This window comes from Asticcacaulis taihuensis (genome assembly GCF_900100255.1).
Taxonomy (GTDB): Bacteria; Pseudomonadota; Alphaproteobacteria; order Caulobacterales; family Caulobacteraceae; genus Asticcacaulis; species Asticcacaulis taihuensis.
This window is the reverse complement of record NZ_FMTS01000006.1, coordinates 150,237-164,564: the sequence shown is the minus strand read 5'-3', so window position 1 is coordinate 164,564 and position 14,328 is coordinate 150,237. Positions and strand designations below refer to the sequence as shown.

Sequence of the window (14,328 nt, the reverse complement as noted above, 5' to 3'; positions counted from 1 at the left end):
ATCGCTACGCGATGTGCTTCGCCACCTCCCCCGTACGCTGCGCTACAGGGGAGGAGATTGTTTTTAGTGCTCGCCTTCCGGACGCGGTGCCGGATCGACATAGTCGTGCGCATGATCTTTATGCACGAACTTGCGGTCGCAATAGCCGCATTCGGCCGTACCGTCTTCGCCCAGTTCGTAATAGGTCAGCGGGTGACCCAGTGCGCCGCCACCGCCATTGCAGGCGACCTTGTGGCTGTCGACATAGATGACTTCGGGGGGCGGGATGATATCGCTCATGATGCTTAATAACCTTGCGGAAAAACCGTTGCCGATCCTTAAAACAAACCGCCTTGTTTCGTCAATTGAACTGTGAAACCCTCATGGCATGAAACAGGGAAAATTAGGCTCCATCCTCGGCGGATCGATTGGCAATCTGGTCGAATGGTATGACTGGTACGCCTATTCGGCCTTTACCCTCTATTTCTCGAAAGCTTTCTTCCCCAATTCGAGTCCAACGGCACAACTGCTCAATACGGCCGCCATCTTCGCGGTCGGCTTCTTCATGCGCCCGATCGGCGGCTGGCTGCTCGGCTGGTATGCCGATCGCTTCGGCCGCAAATCAGGACTGACGGCCTCGATCCTGCTGATGTGCGCCGGATCGCTGATCATTGCGGTGACGCCGGGATACACCACCATCGGTATCGCGGCACCGGCGCTGCTGTTGCTGGCGCGGTTGCTGCAAGGTTTGAGCGTCGGCGGTGAATATGGCGCCAGCGCCACTTATTTGTCGGAAATGGCCGGCGAGACCCACCGGGGCTTCTGGTCGAGCTTCCAGTATGTCACCCTGATCATGGGGCAACTGATCGCGCTCGGCGTGCTGATCCTGCTGCAAAAATGGCTGCTGACGCATGAACAACTGGAAGCCTGGGGCTGGCGGATTCCGTTCGTCATCGGCGCCTTGCTGGCCCTGGCGGCCCTGTTTATCCGCCGCCATATCAGCGAGACAGGGTCATTTCTGGAAAGCCGGAAGTTTGAGCGTAACCGCACCCTGACGCTTTTGAAAGAGCATCCGTGGCAGGCGCTTCAGGTGGTCGGCCTGACCATGGGCGGCACGGTCGCCTTTTATACCTACACCACCTATATGCAGAAATTCCTGGTCAATACGGCGGGATGGAGCAAGACCGAGGCGACCAGCCTGTCGGCCCTGACCCTGTTTCTCTACATGCTGGCCCAGCCGCTTTTTGGCGCCCTGTCGGACCGGATCGGCCGCCGTCCCCTGCTGATCGGTTTCGGTGTGCTGGGGGTGATCTTTACCGTGCCGATCATGACGGCGCTTAGCCATGTGCAAAGCTTCTGGGCCGCCTTCGGACTGGTGATGGCAGCGCTTCTAATCGTCAGCGGATATACGTCTATCAACGCCGTGGTGAAGGCCGAACTGTTCCCCGCCCATGTCCGGGCGCTGGGCGTGGCCCTGCCCTATGCCGTGGCGGTGTCGCTCTTCGGCGGCTCGGCGGAATATGTGGCGCTGTGGCTGAAACAGGCGGGCGCGGAAGAGAGCTTCTTCTGGTACGTCACTGCCTGTATCGCCGTATCGCTGCTGGTCTATGTCTTCACCGCTGATACGAAGGTGAGGAACGCTTTTCATCCGGATGAGGGCTAAGCAAGATACCCCACCACCACATCTCATTCGCTTCGCTCACTCGTGCGTTCCCCCTCCCCAACAAGTGAGGGGGAACGATTCTTTCTTGCACCTCCCCGCTTGTCGGGGAGGGGGACCGCGCCGAAGGCGTGGTGGTGGGGTATCTTCCTTTCTTGTATCACACGCTCTAAAACCTAATTCTGCCCTGACGGCTCGATAATGCGGAACTCACCGCTCAGGTGCATCAGGCTCATCAGGTACAGCATCCCATCGAAATAGCGCTGCTCGCCCGCCGGCACCGGCGTGTCCCACAGCTCCTTCAGAAAGGCATCCGACACTTCACCCTGAGTTGCCGCCAGGCTGCCGACCGCCGTGGCAGCCACCATGCCGGTGGAATGGCGATCGGACATCGGCTGGCCCTCCAGTGAATAGCGATCGGGGAAGGTATGAATGCCCTGGCCATAGAGGAATGCTTGGATATGGTTGCTGCGGGTCTTCGCCCGCGCATCCTTGCCCCACCAGCTATAATCGACCGACCAGTTGCTGGCCGTGCGCCAGCTATCATAGGCGAACTGGCTCGGCTTGCCATCCCAGCCCATGGCCGGCTGGCCGTCGAAGGTGCTGCGGTCGGGCGCCAGGCCGGTTTTCGGGTCGGCGACTTTTTCAAAGAAATCACGACTGACATCGGCCGCCTTGCCCCAGAAGGCGCGGTCCTCGACCGGGCCCCAGCGCGCCCACAATTCATAGAAAGCCGGCAGGTGATAGGAAGCGTCGGTGCCGGGCACATTGGTCTCCGGCACGAAACGGATCATGGTGTGGTCTTCATCAACCATAGGCCCGACCGTCACCGAACGTGGGGCGCGCATAGGCCGATAGGGCGGCCACGGCTTGCCCGCTTTCAGCGCTTCGGCCTCGGCCCGGCGGTTATTCGGGCTGGGCCAGGGCGTATCCGGCTCGATAAACGGCGCGTCACCTGGGTGGATGCGGAAGGGCGTGGTGGCGGTTTTGACCGGATGATGACGCATCCCGCTCAGGATCTTGTCGGCCTCGGCCTGGTAATTATAGATGCCTTGGCCATTGCCCCAGCGGTGCGCCGCGAAATAGAGCGCCATGGCATAATATTCCTCGCCATCCGGTGCGGCCCCCACCGCGCGCGGTGAGCCATCCGTGCCCATCGACCAGGCGAAATAGCCATAGGACGGATTTTCCGGGTCGGTAGTCAGCATATAGGTCTTCGACCAGTTCCACAGGGCGTCGAACTCGCGCTTCTTATCCAGTTGCACGGCGATCATCATGCCATAGCTCATGCCTTCGCTGCGCGCATCGTTATTGGCCCAGTCGGTGATGTAGGCGAGGGTGCCATTGGCATTGGCGCCGGTCTCGAAATAGACGCGTTGCTCCTGACCGTCGCCGTGGAAAAGCTGCTGGAAGGTTTGCTCAATCTTCTGCTGCGTTTCGGCCTGGGTGTGGCCCAGCCGCTCAACGAACAGGTTATGATATTGGCCGGTTTTGTAAGCGCCTGATCCATCGCTCACAGTGGCCGTTGCGGCCTGTGCGGGCATGGTGATGGTTATGGGCAGGCTCAGAGCCAAAATGATAGCGGTAACATTTGAGATCAGAACGCGGCGCGTCTTCATGTTTGCTTGTCTTTCCTGGTCAGTGGTGCGGCGCGGGGCATCACCCTCTTTATGGCCGCCGATACGTTTCCTGACCGCAACATGACACGCAATCCGCTTCAGGAAAAGAGCAGAACACAAAATCGCGCCCTCTTCGCGGGGGTAGCGAAGAGGGCGCTTATGCCGGCGCTTATGGTTTTTGTTTATGCCGGGTTTATTCGTAACCGTGCGCGGCCTCGTTGATGACCAGTGACGGCATCTTCGAGAAGTCCACCGCGACCGGGCGACCCGCCTGCGACTGGAAGGTCTTGAGCGCATGATCGAGGCGGCGCATGGTTTCGCGCGTGGCCTCGCTGTTGGCATCCAGGTTCAGGCTTTCCTTTAGGGGCGCCAGGCAGTAGGCGATGATCGAGTCACGATTGCTGGTTTCCATAGTTCACTCTCCTTATTCAGCCGCTGCAACAAATTGCGCGGTTTCGGTTGAAGCCTTCATGGCGGTGGTGGAGGATTGTCCATTGCTGATCGTCTCGGCGACCTTGTCGAAATAGCCGGTGCCGACCTCGCGCTGGTGGCGGGTGGCGGTGTAGCCGGCGGCTTCGTTGGCGAATTCGCGCTGTTGCAGTTCGGAATAGGCCGCCATGCCGCGATCGCGGTAACCGGTATTTGAATCGGCCGCGACCTGCCAACCGGAGACGCCGCAAGCGTGATGCCCTGGTGGCGGCGCCGGAAGAGACCGAGCAATCCCCCACCGACTGGGTGCGTGATCAGATTCAGGGCCATCACAACTTTTTCCCCGAACTGGACGAACGTGGCGAACAGCTTTTCGATACTCTGGGCGGCGATCCGCATACGCTCGAAGAGGCGGCGCAGGCGCGGCTGAAAGACCAGTACGGCATCGAAATCCGCCTGATGCCGGCCCAGGTGATGATGATCTATCAGCGCCGTTTTGATCCGCACCGCCGCCGGCTGATGATTTCGGAAACGCTTGGCCCCTCCTCGCGGCGCTTCGCCATCCTTTACCAACTGGCGCTCAGTGAATATGGCGCCGAAATCAACGCCATGACCGAAAAGGCAAAGGCGCCCGACCTGGCCACGGCAAGACTCTACAAGATCGCCCTGCTCAATGCCCTGACCGCCGCCACCCTCATGCCCTATGGCCGCTTCCTCAACGAGGCCGAAAGCAATGCCTATGACATCGAGCTTCTGCGTGCCCCATTCGAGGTGTCTTACGAGCAGGCCGCCCAGCGCCTGACCACGCTCTCCCGCCCCGGCAGTCGCGGCGTGCCTTTCTTCCTGATGCGCATCGATTCCGCCGGCAATGTCTCCAAGCGCTTCGCCGCCGGACATTTTCCGTTTTCCCGATATGGCGGCGCCTGCCCGCGCTGGAATATTCATCAGGCTTTCCAGACGCCCGGCCGGATCATCACCCAGGTGATCGAAACGCCCGATGGCCAGCGCTACTTCACCCTGTCGCGCACGCTCGACCGCTCCTTGCGCGCCTATGCCGATGGCGCTTATGCCGAACAGGCGATCGGCCTGGGATGCGAGCTGAAATATGCCGAAAAGCTGATCTATGCCCGCGGGCTTGACCTGGCCCAGCCCAATGCCGTCCAGACCGGGCCGATGTGCCGGCTATGCGAACGTCCCAATTGCCGCGAACGCGCCGCCCCGCCGGCGGTCAAGGCGCTGGTTATCGATGAATGGATCAAGGGCGTGACGGCCTTTCCTTTTTGAGCAGGGACACTGTCCCTGCACCCGAAACTTTACAGCGTCCCATAATCGACCTACATCAGACGTGAAGGAGACCTTATGGCCGGAGCTACGCTGAAAGACATCGCGCGCGAAGCCAATGTGTCCATCGCCTCGGCGTCCCGCGCCATCAATGGCCTCGATAATGTCGCCGACGATGTGAAACAGCGCGTGCTGGAGATCGCCAAGCGGCTGCGCTACGTACCGCATGGTGGCGCGCGGTCGCTGGTGATGTCGCGCACCAATACCATCGGCGTGCTGCTGCCTGATATCTATGGCGAGTTCTTTGCCGAGATCATTCGCGGCATCGATGTGGCGGCGCGGGCGCGCGGCCTGCATCTGCTGGTTTCCGGCTCGCACGGCAATCCCGATGAGGCGCTCAGCATCATGCGCGCGATGGGCGGCCGCGTGGATGGCCTGCTGGTCATGTCGCCCTTCGTCGAGTCGCACGACCTGGCCTCCGCCCTGCCGCTCAACCTGCCCGTGGTGACCATAGCCAGCCAGATCGGCGCCGGACGCGGCGGTATCAGCGTCGATAATTTCGGCGGCGGCGTCACGGCCGCCCGACACCTGTGCGAACAGGGCTGCCGCCGGCCGGCCCTGATTTCCGGTCCGTCACGCAATTTCGAGGCCGAGGAACGCCGGCGCGGCTTCCTGTCGGTTTTCGATGGTGAACCGCCGCCCGTGTTCGAGGGCGATTTCACCGAGGAATCCGGCTATAGCGGCGCCAAGAGCTTTCTGACTCTGGCGGAACGGCCTGACGGCATTTTCGCCGCCAATGACATGATGGCGGTGGGCTGTCTGCTGGCCCTGCGCGAGGCAGGCGTAAGTGTGCCGGAAGATATCGCCGTGGTCGGTTTCGATGATATCCCCATTGCGCGCTTTACCTCACCGCCGCTGACCACCCTGCGCGTCGGGGTGTTCGACCTGGGGCGTCGCGGCCTGGAAATGCTGGTGGCGACGCTGGAAGGCGAAGACGAGACGACCACCCAGGGCATTATCGTGGCGCCCGAACTGGTGCGACGGGAAAGTTCGCGTCACAAATGAAGCGGGCGCAAAATGATTTTATAAAACCGTCATTTTACTCCCGCTTCTCATTTTCATCGCGCAATCTATCCGAAAAGTGGCGGCCACTTTGTCGGATTGCGCTCTAATCGCATTTTTGCGGTTGAGTGCGCGGGCGGTTTCGCTTAGGTAGCTTGGACCGGCTAAAGGCACCCATAGCTCAGCTGGATAGAGCGTTGCCCTCCGAAGGCAAAGGTCAGAGGTTCGAATCCTCTTGGGTGCGCCATTGCTCAACTCACGGTCAAGGCTTGGCCCTCAAAAACCCAGGTACATCCGGAGCATCGAGGCGCCGATGCATAGTCCGACGACCAGCAGCGGCGGGGTGTGCCATTTTTCGAGAAGCAGAAAGCCCGCAACCGCGATGGCGACATCGCCCGGACCGAAAATTGCGGATGTCCAGACCGGATTGTAAAGCGCCGCGCCAAGGATGCCGACCACCGCCGCATTAACGCCCGCCAGCACGGCGCGCGCCACGAGATTATGCCCCAGTCGGGACCAGAACGGATAGACGGCCACCACCAGCAAAACACCCGGCAGGAACAGCATGACAAGCGCCAGCGCCGCTATCAGGGCGGGGTTCCAGGGTGAGACCACTGTTCCCCCCAGATAGGCAGCGAAGGTAAAGAGCGGCCCCGGCATGGCCTGCGCCGCGCCATAACCGGCGAGGAAGGCGTCATCACCGATCCACCCGACCGGCACCAGTGCATCCCGCAACAAGGGCAAAACCACATGCCCGCCGCCGAAAACAAGCGTGCCGCTTTTATAGAAGATATTGGCCAGCGCCCACGGCGTATGTCCGGGGTAAAGGGAAGCCGCCAGCGACAGACCGGCCAGAAGCCCGATAAAAATCACGGCGGCGGCGATGCCCGTGCGCCGGCGGACCGGTGGATGCACCGCGCTCGTGGATATGTCCCGAATATCGCGGCACAACAGAAATCCGCAAATCGCACCCCCGGCAATGGCCAGTAGCTGCGTCACCGGTGACGCCACCAGCAGGATAATCAGAAAGGCGGCCAGGGCAATGGCCGCGCGCCGCCGATCCGGGCAGAGCCTGCCGGCCATGCTCCAGACCGCCTGGGCAACGACCGCCACGGCGACCAGTTTGAGGCCGTGGATCGCACTGAGGGCCACCGGACCCTTCAAACCGGGGGCAAGAACGGAACAGGCGAACATCAAAAGGGCGGATGGCAGGGTGAAACCCGTCCAGGCGGCCAGGGCGCCCCAGGCACCGGCGCGGTGCAGGCCGATCAGCAGGCCCGTCTGGCTGCTGGCAGGACCGGGCAGGAACTGGCAAAGGGCCACCAGGTCGGCGTATTCGTCTTCGCTCAGCCAGTTTCGTTTCTGCACGAAAGCGCGGCGGAAATAGCCGAGATGGGCGATCGGCCCGCCGAACGAGGTCAGGCCCAGCCACAGAAAGGCGAGCAGGACTTCCAGGGCGCCTCCGGCTGTCGCTGATTTCGCCGGTGCTGGTGTCATGACCGCTACCCCCTGTTCTTTTGTCATCCCGCCGCTTAAGCCTTTTCGGCCTCGCCATAAATCCGGCACAGGAGATCGATCACCTGGCCGGCGCCTTCATCGGCCAGGTGATAATAGATGGTCTGGGCGTCACGGCGGGTGCCGACCAGTCCCTCGGCCCGCATCTTTTGCAGATGCTGAGAGGCGGCGCCCTGGCTCAGGCCGACAAGCTCGGTCAGTTCGCCAGCGCTCTGTTCGCCTTCACTGAGCTTGCAGAGGATCATCAGCCGCTGTTCACTGGCCATCATCTTGAGTAAACGGCTGGCCTTCTGGGCGCTCGCCGCCAGGGTCATGGGAGAAACCGGCCTGGTCATGGGGTTACGCCTTACTGTTATGGGAATCGCCACGCATAACGACATAGATGGCAGGAATTACCAGCACCGTCAAAAGCGTGGATGACAAAAGTCCGAACAGCAGGGAAATGGCCAGCCCCTGAAAAATCGGATCGGTCAGGATCACCGCCGCGCCGATCATGGCGGCCAGGGCCGTCAGCAGGATTGGCTTGAAGCGCGTGGCGCCGGCGTCGAGCAGGATATCCTGCAGACGGCGCGGATTACCGTTCGCGTCCAGCTTGTCGGCATGACGGATGAAATCGACCAGCAGGATCGAATTGCGCACGATGATGCCGGCAAGCGCAATGAAACCGATCATCGAGGTGGCGGTGAAGGGGGCGCGGAACAGCATGTGGCCGATAACGATGCCGATCAGGGTCAGGGGTACTGGCGTCAGAATGACCAGGGGCAGCTTGAAGCTCTTGAACTGGCCGACGACCAGCACGTAAATGCCCAGCAGGGCCACGCCGAAGGCGGCGCCCATGTCGCGGAAGGTGACCCAGGTGATTTCCCATTCGCCGTCCCACAGGACCGTGGCGTGGCTTTCATCGGCCGGCTGGCCGTTGAGCCGGATGGCCGGTACTCCAAATTCCCTGGAATTTGGCAAGGGCGAAAGCCCGCCCGAGCCTATGCGAGGAGCCTGCGCGGCCTCTGAGCGCATAATGCTTCCCCAATCCGCATTTTTTATGGCCTTGTCCACGGCCAGGATGCCATAGATCGGCGCCTCGTACTGGCCGGCCATTTCGCCTAGAATCATGTCGGCATCCCGGCCGTCACGGCGGAAGATATGGGGCGAGGTCAGGCCCTGTTTCGCGGTGGTGACTTCGCCGAGCGACACAAGGCGCGTACCGGAAGCTGACACCGAGGTCGCCACGGGCATGGATTGCAGGGCCTGATCATAGGTGCGCTGCGATTGCGGCAGACGCAGGGAGATTTCCAGCGGATCACGGCCATCGCCGCGGTTGGAATAGCCGAGCACCTGTCCGTTCATCAGGGCGCCCAGGGAAGCATAGACCTGGCCGTCGGAGACATTCAGCGCTTCCAGCCTCTGGCGGTTGGCGACGATATCGAGGCGAGGCGCGGCCACGCCGTAGCTGTCATCGACATCGACGATATAGGGGACGGACTTGTAGATCGCCTTGACCTTTTCGGCGACGACGCGGCGCGTGGCGGCATCCGGACCATAGACTTCGGCCAGCAGGGTGGCCATGACCGGCGGTCCCGGCGGGGCTTCGACAACCTTCAGCACGCCATTGGCCGGCAGGGGTATGGCTTTCAGGCGCTGGCGCAGGTCGAGCGCGATGGCGTGGCTGGCACGCGAACGCTCACCCTTGGGCGCCAGCAGGACATTCAGATCGCCCTGTTCCGGATTGGTGCGGAAATAATAGTGACGCACCAGGCCGTTAAAATTGAAGGGCGTGGCTGTGCCGGCGTAGGAATCGATGGCCTCGACCTCCTTCAGTTGCGTGGTGATCTGCGCCGCCTGATTGAGGATGCGCTGGGTGGTTTCCAGCGATGTGCCGCGCGGCAGGTCGGCAATGACCTGCAACTCGGACTTGTTATCGAACGGCAGGAGCTTGACCGTGACGGCCTTGAAATAGAAGGCGGAACAGGCAACCACGGTGGCAATGCCCACCCAGGCGAGGAAACGGCCGGCGCTCTTCTTATCCCTGATGATGGCGGCGGCGACGCGGCGGTAAATGGCGCCGATAAAGCCTTCATGATCATGCGAATGACCGTGTTCACCGGCTTTCAATGTTTTCCGGGCAAAGCGGATCATCAGCCACGGCGCCAGGATGACGGCGACGAAGAAGGAGAAGATCATCGCCGCCGAGGCATTGACCGGAATGGGCGCCATGTAGGGCCCCATCAGGCCGGAAACGAACAGCATGGGCAAGAGGGCAGCCACGACGGTCAGGGTGGCGATCACGGTGGGGTTGCCAACCTCGGCCACGGCGTCGATGGTGGCGGCTATGCGGGTGCGTCCGTCATTCATGCCCCAATGGCGCGAGATATTCTCGATCATGACGATGGCATCATCGACCAGGATGCCGATCGAAAAGATCAGGGCGAACAGGCTGACGCGGTTGATCGTATAGCCCATCAGGTTCGAGGCGAACATGGTGAGCAGGATGGTGGTGGGGATGACGACGGCTGTAACGCCCGCCTCGCGCCAGCCAATGGTAAAGCCGATCAGAATGACAATAGAGACCGTGGCCAGCCCTAAGTGAAACAGCAGTTCATTGGCTTTTTCATTGGCGCTTTCGCCGTAATCGCGCGTGACCGAAACCTGCACATTGGCGGGGATCAGCGTGCCCTGCAGGGCCTCGACACGGGCATGGACGGCATGGGACAGCACCACCGCATTGGCGCCCTTGCGCTTGGCGATGGCCAGGGAGACCGCCGGCGACTGGCCCCAGGTGCCGTCTTTCAGCCGGGCATAACGGAAGACATGCGACTGGTCTTCGCGCGGCGCCTGAATGACGGTGGCCACATCGCGGACAAGGACATTCTGGCCGGTCACCGAAGGCAGGGTGATCAGGCCGACATCCGTGGCGGTTTGCAGGGTCTGGCCAGCCCCCACCGTCACCGCCTGTCCGGCCTGGCGGATATTGCCCGCCGGAAAGCTGGTATTGGCGGCCTTGACGGCGGTCATCAGCGTCTCCAGCGAAATGCCGCGCGCGCTCATGGCGGCGGCATCGGGCTCGATGCGGATTTCTTCCGGCCGGCCACCAACGATGAAGGTCAGGCCGACATTATCGACCTTGGCCAGTTCGACGCGCAGGCGCGCCGCCAGGTTATAGAGGGCGGTATCGCTCAAGGAGTCGCCGCTGCCGGGCTTTGGCGACAGGGTGATGATCATGGTCGGCACATCATTGATGCCGCGCGTCTGCACCAGCGGCGCGGCGATGCCGACCGGCAGGCGGTCCATATTGGCGTCCAGCTTTTCGCGGATGCGGATGGCGGCATTGTCCGGATCGGTGCCGACCTTGAAGCGCGCCGTCACCAGAACACGGTCGTCGTCGATGAAACTGTAGACGTGGTCGACGTCATTGACGCTCTTGACGATGGCTTCCAGCGGCTTGGCCACCAGTTGTTCGGCGTCCACGGCCTTCAGGCCGGGCGAGGCAACGGAAATATCGATCATCGGCACGCTGATTTGCGGCTCTTCCTCACGCGGAATCGACATGACGGCGAGCAGGCCCACCAGAATGGCGACGATCAGGAACAGCGGCGTCAGCGGCGAGGTCAGGGTGGCCTTGGTCAGGCGGCCGGAAAGGCCCAGCTTTGCGTCGCTCATCGGCTGGCTCCCGAAGCAGCGCCATAGGGGGCGACGGCGTCGCCGCTGTTCAGGCCGCCCAGGATTTCAAGGCGCTGCGGATCACCGGTCGGAGCCGTCTGAACGGTGGTTTCCATGGCCGCGCCGTTCTTCTGCACCAGGCGGACATAGTCGAGACCGTAACGCGTGGCCACATAGGTGCGCGGCAGGACGATCGCCGTGCGTTGCCCGACACCGACATAGGCGGTAACCTTCTGGCCGATCACGGCGTTATCCAGCCCTTGCGGCGTGACATCGGCCACCACCTGGCCCGCGGTGACGGAGGGGTAGATTTCACTGATCACGCCTGAGCTGCGCACGCCATTGGCATCCAGCATCACGTTCTGGCCGAGGCTGAGGGCGGTCGCCTGGGCTTCCGGCAGTTCGATGCGCACCACGCGGGCGCCAGCGGTTACCGTGGCGACCGACTGGCCGGCCATCACCACCGAGCCGACCGGCACGGTAGCATGGATGATGCGGCCGCTGGCCGGGGCCAGGATGGCGCCCTGCCGGGCCGCCTCGCCACTGGCGGAGGTCTGGGCGCGGGCGGCGCGGGCATTGGCTTCGGCGGCTTCGGCGGCCGCCTTGTCCTGATCCAGCTTCGCCTGGGCATATATGCCCTTGTCGAATAGGGTCTGGGTGCGTTTCAGGGCGGCACGCGCCAGATTGGCCTGGGCCTCGGCGGCGACGGCGGCCTGATCATAGGCGCCGGTTTGCAGGTTCAGCCTCTGGTCCTGCACGAAACCGATCACCTGGCCCTGCTTTACCATGTCGCCTTCGCGCACCTTGAGGCTGGTCAGGATGCCGGACACGCGTGCCGTCGCTTCGCCGGTCTGGCGCGTGGTCAAGGTGGCAGCCAGCGGCTTGAAATCGTCAATGGTCTGGGCCGAGACGCGCAGGGTCTGGCCCTTATAGGCGGTTACCGCCGGGGCGGGTTCCTTGCGGCCGCATGAGGCCAGCCCCATGCCTGAAATGGCAATGGATATGGCGATGATCGACAGTCCAGCTCGCAGCATTTGATTTGGCCTCGGCATGTGATGCACCCCTTTAACACTTATTATCGGATAGTCGGCAGGCCGTGGGCCTTCCACGCGGCAATGCCGCCGGCGAGGTGATGATCGACCGTCAGGCCGCGCTTGCGGCACACTGTCACGGCCCTGGCCGAACGCACGCCACCGGCACAGTGCATGACGATCCGCTTGCCCTCGGCATCCGGCAGCTTCGCAGTTTCCAGTCGTGACAAGGGGACGCTGACCGCGCCCTTGATGCGCTCGGCATTATGCTCATTCAGCTCGCGGACATCGACGAGGACGATCTCGTCCTTTTCCATGCCTTCGCGGACTTCGGCGGGCGTAAGATTTTTGACGGTGAACAGGCTGAACATGATCGGGTCTCCGGAAGAGCTAAAAAAGGTATTGTATTTTCGATAATCCGAATATAAGATAATTCAAATATACAATCAAGGCCCTTCACCCGACTTTTCGCGGTGTCCCGGTCTGGAGATGCCACCAATCGAAACGGTAAGGTTTGACGCCGATCAAACCTCACCGGCCTTTTTAAGCCTAAGGCTTGGAGCCAGGCCAAATCAGGAGGACAGAGTACCATGACTACCGGTAAGACACCACGCATCGTCATTCTGGGCGCGGGGCTTGGCGGCTCCATCGCCGCCTTCGAGATCTGGGAAGCCGTCGGCGACAAGGCCGAGATCATCGTGGTCAACAAGGGCCATCGTTATCAGTTCGTGCCGTCCAACCCGTGGGTCGCCGTCGGCTGGCGCAAGCGCGAGGCGATCGAGGTCGACCTGCGTCCGGTCTTCCAGAAGAAGGGCATCATTTTCCACCCGGAAGGGGCCGCGCGCATTGATCCGGCGAATAATGTCGTGCAACTGACAACTGGCGAGGCTCTGACCTACGATTATCTGGTCATTGCCACAGGCCCGGAACTGGCCTTCGACGAGATCGAGGGACTGGGGCCGCATACCGGCTTTACGCAATCGGTCTGCCAGGTCGATCATGCCGTGGCCGCCGGCACTGTCTTCGATCAACTGGCCGCCAATCCGCAGCCGATCGTTATCGGCGCGGTGCAGGGCGCGTCCTGCTTCGGTCCGGCCTATGAATTCGCCATGATCGTCGATACCGAACTGAGGAAACGCAAGGTGCGTGATCGCGTGCCGATGACCTTCGTCACCTCCGAGCCCTATATCGGCCACCTCGGCCTCGACGGCGTGGGCGACACCAAGGGCCTGCTCGAAAGCGAGATGCGCAACCGCCACATCAAGTGGATCGTCAACGCCAAGGTCAGCCGCGTCGAAGCCGGCAAGATATTCGTCGAGGAACTGACCGAGGATGGCGCGCACAAGGCCGATCACGAACTGCCGTTCGGCTTTTCCATGATGCTGCCCGCCTTCCGCGGCGTCGAGGCGGTGCGCGGCATCGAGGGCCTGACCAATCCGCGCGGCTTCATCCTCATCGACAAGCACCAGCGCAATCCGGCCTTCCCCAATATCTACAGTCTGGGCGTCTGCGTTGCCATTCCACCGATGGGCAAGACCGCCGTGCCGGTGGGTGTGCCCAAGACCGGCTTCATGATCGAATCCATGGTCACGGCCGTGGCGCATAATCTGAAGCAGGAACTCTCCGGGCAGGCGCCGACGCACGAAGCGACCTGGAACGCCATCTGCCTGGCCGATTTCGGCGACGGCGGGGTGGCCTTTTTCGCCCAGCCGCAGATCCCGCCGCGTAATATCAACTGGGCCGCTTCCGGCAAGTGGGTCCACCTCGCCAAGGAAGCCTTCGAGGGTTACTTCATCGGCAAGGTCAAGGCCGGGAAAAGCGAAATGTTCTTTGAAAAAATGGCGCTCAATATGATGGGCGCCCACAAGCTGAAAGGTGAATGATCATGACTCTCGATAAAGCCGTTATGGCCTTTGCCGGCTTCGTCGTCCTGGCGAGCCTGGCGCTCGGATATTTCGTCAACCCGCTTTGGTACTGGCTGACGGCCTTTGCCGGCGCCAACATGTTCCAGGCAGCCTTCACCGGCTTTTGCCCGGCCGCCATGATCTTCAAGAAACTGGGCGTCAAACCAGGCGTCAGCTTCAAGTAAAAGAGTATT

At 61.8% G+C, this 14,328-nt stretch carries 13 protein-coding genes, 1 tRNA gene and 1 pseudogene; 6 read left to right on the top strand and 9 right to left on the bottom strand.

Annotated elements, in window-relative coordinates:
• Positions 1 to 63 precede the first annotated feature (63 nt).
• Entirely contained in the window at positions 64 to 279 is a 216-nt protein-coding gene (locus BLO49_RS14680) for a zinc-finger domain-containing protein (RefSeq protein ID WP_090649999.1), read from the bottom strand.
• 88 nt (positions 280 to 367) lie between these two features.
• Between BLO49_RS14680 and BLO49_RS14675 the strand changes: the two genes are divergently transcribed.
• Positions 368 to 1,642, top strand: a complete 1,275-nt coding sequence (locus tag BLO49_RS14675) for an MFS transporter (RefSeq protein WP_090649998.1) — start codon at positions 368 to 370, stop codon at positions 1,640 to 1,642.
• A 173-nt stretch (positions 1,643 to 1,815) separates the two neighbouring features.
• On the opposite strand, the gene BLO49_RS18435 is transcribed toward BLO49_RS14675, so the two are convergent.
• The 3 genes and pseudogenes from BLO49_RS18435 to BLO49_RS14660 form a co-directional block, all read right to left on the bottom strand.
• Positions 1,816 to 3,258 (bottom strand): family 8 glycosyl hydrolase, encoded by a 1,443-nt coding sequence (locus BLO49_RS18435; protein WP_170828347.1) that lies wholly within the window; start codon positions 3,256 to 3,258, stop codon positions 1,816 to 1,818.
• Positions 3,259 to 3,451: 193 nt separating this feature from the next.
• Positions 3,452 to 3,670, bottom strand: coding sequence for a hypothetical protein (locus BLO49_RS14665; RefSeq protein WP_090649996.1), 219 nt, complete (start codon positions 3,668 to 3,670; stop codon positions 3,452 to 3,454).
• A gap of 12 nt (positions 3,671 to 3,682) precedes the next feature.
• Positions 3,683 to 3,898: pseudogene (locus BLO49_RS14660) on the bottom strand (isocitrate lyase); the annotation flags it as partial.
• A gap of 2 nt (positions 3,899 to 3,900) precedes the next feature.
• Here BLO49_RS14660 and BLO49_RS14655 point away from each other — a divergent pair.
• The 3 genes from BLO49_RS14655 (at position 3,901) to BLO49_RS14645 (ending at position 6,277) form a co-directional block, all read left to right on the top strand.
• Positions 3,901 to 4,971 (top strand): helix-turn-helix domain-containing protein, encoded by a 1,071-nt coding sequence (locus tag BLO49_RS14655; protein WP_245679055.1) that lies wholly within the window; start codon positions 3,901 to 3,903, stop codon positions 4,969 to 4,971.
• Positions 4,972 to 5,046: 75 nt separating this feature from the next.
• Positions 5,047 to 6,033: a LacI family DNA-binding transcriptional regulator gene (locus BLO49_RS14650; RefSeq protein ID WP_090649994.1), complete on the top strand. Its 987-nt coding sequence runs from the start codon at positions 5,047 to 5,049 to the stop codon at positions 6,031 to 6,033.
• A 167-nt stretch (positions 6,034 to 6,200) separates the two neighbouring features.
• A tRNA-Arg gene (locus BLO49_RS14645) sits at positions 6,201 to 6,277 on the top strand.
• A 29-nt stretch (positions 6,278 to 6,306) separates the two neighbouring features.
• Here BLO49_RS14645 and chrA read toward each other — a convergent pair.
• Genes chrA through BLO49_RS14620 form a run of 5 tightly spaced genes read right to left on the bottom strand, consistent with a single transcriptional unit; the run spans position 6,307 to position 12,601 of the window.
• The gene (gene chrA / locus BLO49_RS14640; RefSeq protein WP_090649992.1) at positions 6,307 to 7,527 is read right to left on the bottom strand and encodes a chromate efflux transporter; all 1,221 of its coding nucleotides are present in this window, start codon (positions 7,525 to 7,527) and stop codon (positions 6,307 to 6,309) included.
• 35 nt (positions 7,528 to 7,562) lie between these two features.
• Positions 7,563 to 7,880, bottom strand: a complete 318-nt coding sequence (locus BLO49_RS14635) for an ArsR/SmtB family transcription factor (RefSeq protein ID WP_090649990.1) — start codon at positions 7,878 to 7,880, stop codon at positions 7,563 to 7,565.
• 4 nt (positions 7,881 to 7,884) lie between these two features.
• Complete coding sequence (locus tag BLO49_RS14630; RefSeq protein WP_090649989.1) at positions 7,885 to 11,199, bottom strand: efflux RND transporter permease subunit; 3,315 nt, start codon at positions 11,197 to 11,199, stop codon at positions 7,885 to 7,887.
• The gene (locus BLO49_RS14625) at positions 11,196 to 12,233 is read right to left on the bottom strand and encodes an efflux RND transporter periplasmic adaptor subunit (protein ID WP_090649987.1); all 1,038 of its coding nucleotides are present in this window, start codon (positions 12,231 to 12,233) and stop codon (positions 11,196 to 11,198) included. Before BLO49_RS14625 ends, BLO49_RS14630 begins: the two co-directional genes overlap by 4 nt.
• A 41-nt stretch (positions 12,234 to 12,274) precedes the next feature.
• Positions 12,275 to 12,601 carry a rhodanese-like domain-containing protein gene (locus tag BLO49_RS14620; protein WP_090649986.1) on the bottom strand — a complete coding sequence of 109 codons (327 nt, stop codon included), beginning with the start codon at positions 12,599 to 12,601 and terminating at the stop codon, positions 12,275 to 12,277.
• 219 nt (positions 12,602 to 12,820) lie between these two features.
• Here BLO49_RS14620 and BLO49_RS14615 point away from each other — a divergent pair, with 219 nt between their 5' ends.
• Positions 12,821 to 14,113 (top strand): NAD(P)/FAD-dependent oxidoreductase, encoded by a 1,293-nt coding sequence (locus BLO49_RS14615; RefSeq protein ID WP_090649984.1) that lies wholly within the window; start codon positions 12,821 to 12,823, stop codon positions 14,111 to 14,113.
• A gap of 2 nt (positions 14,114 to 14,115) precedes the next feature.
• Positions 14,116 to 14,319 carry a YgaP family membrane protein gene (locus tag BLO49_RS14610; RefSeq protein ID WP_090650162.1) on the top strand — a complete coding sequence of 68 codons (204 nt, stop codon included), beginning with the start codon at positions 14,116 to 14,118 and terminating at the stop codon, positions 14,317 to 14,319.
• The last annotated feature ends 9 nt before the right edge of the window (positions 14,320 to 14,328 follow it).

What these genes read in the sequence shown, in the direction of transcription:
- BLO49_RS14680 (WP_090649999.1), bottom strand. Translation starts at nt 279, where the DNA reads ATGAGCGATATCATCCCGCCCCCCGAAGTCATCTATGTCGACAGCCAC.
- BLO49_RS14635 (WP_090649990.1), bottom strand. Translation starts at nt 7,880, where the DNA reads ATGACCAGGCCGGTTTCTCCCATGACCCTGGCGGCGAGCGCCCAGAAG.
- BLO49_RS14650 (WP_090649994.1), top strand. Translation starts at nt 5,047, where the DNA reads ATGGCCGGAGCTACGCTGAAAGACATCGCGCGCGAAGCCAATGTGTCC.
- BLO49_RS14665 (WP_090649996.1), bottom strand. Translation starts at nt 3,670, where the DNA reads ATGGAAACCAGCAATCGTGACTCGATCATCGCCTACTGCCTGGCGCCC.
- BLO49_RS14675 (WP_090649998.1), top strand. Translation starts at nt 368, where the DNA reads ATGAAACAGGGAAAATTAGGCTCCATCCTCGGCGGATCGATTGGCAAT.
- BLO49_RS14615 (WP_090649984.1), top strand. Translation starts at nt 12,821, where the DNA reads ATGACTACCGGTAAGACACCACGCATCGTCATTCTGGGCGCGGGGCTT.
- BLO49_RS14625 (WP_090649987.1), bottom strand. Translation starts at nt 12,233, where the DNA reads ATGCTGCGAGCTGGACTGTCGATCATCGCCATATCCATTGCCATTTCA.
- BLO49_RS14610 (WP_090650162.1), top strand. Translation starts at nt 14,116, where the DNA reads ATGACTCTCGATAAAGCCGTTATGGCCTTTGCCGGCTTCGTCGTCCTG.
- chrA (WP_090649992.1), bottom strand. Translation starts at nt 7,527, where the DNA reads ATGACACCAGCACCGGCGAAATCAGCGACAGCCGGAGGCGCCCTGGAA.
- BLO49_RS14630 (WP_090649989.1), bottom strand. Translation starts at nt 11,199, where the DNA reads ATGAGCGACGCAAAGCTGGGCCTTTCCGGCCGCCTGACCAAGGCCACC.
- BLO49_RS14620 (WP_090649986.1), bottom strand. Translation starts at nt 12,601, where the DNA reads ATGTTCAGCCTGTTCACCGTCAAAAATCTTACGCCCGCCGAAGTCCGC.
- BLO49_RS18435 (WP_170828347.1), bottom strand. Translation starts at nt 3,258, where the DNA reads ATGAAGACGCGCCGCGTTCTGATCTCAAATGTTACCGCTATCATTTTG.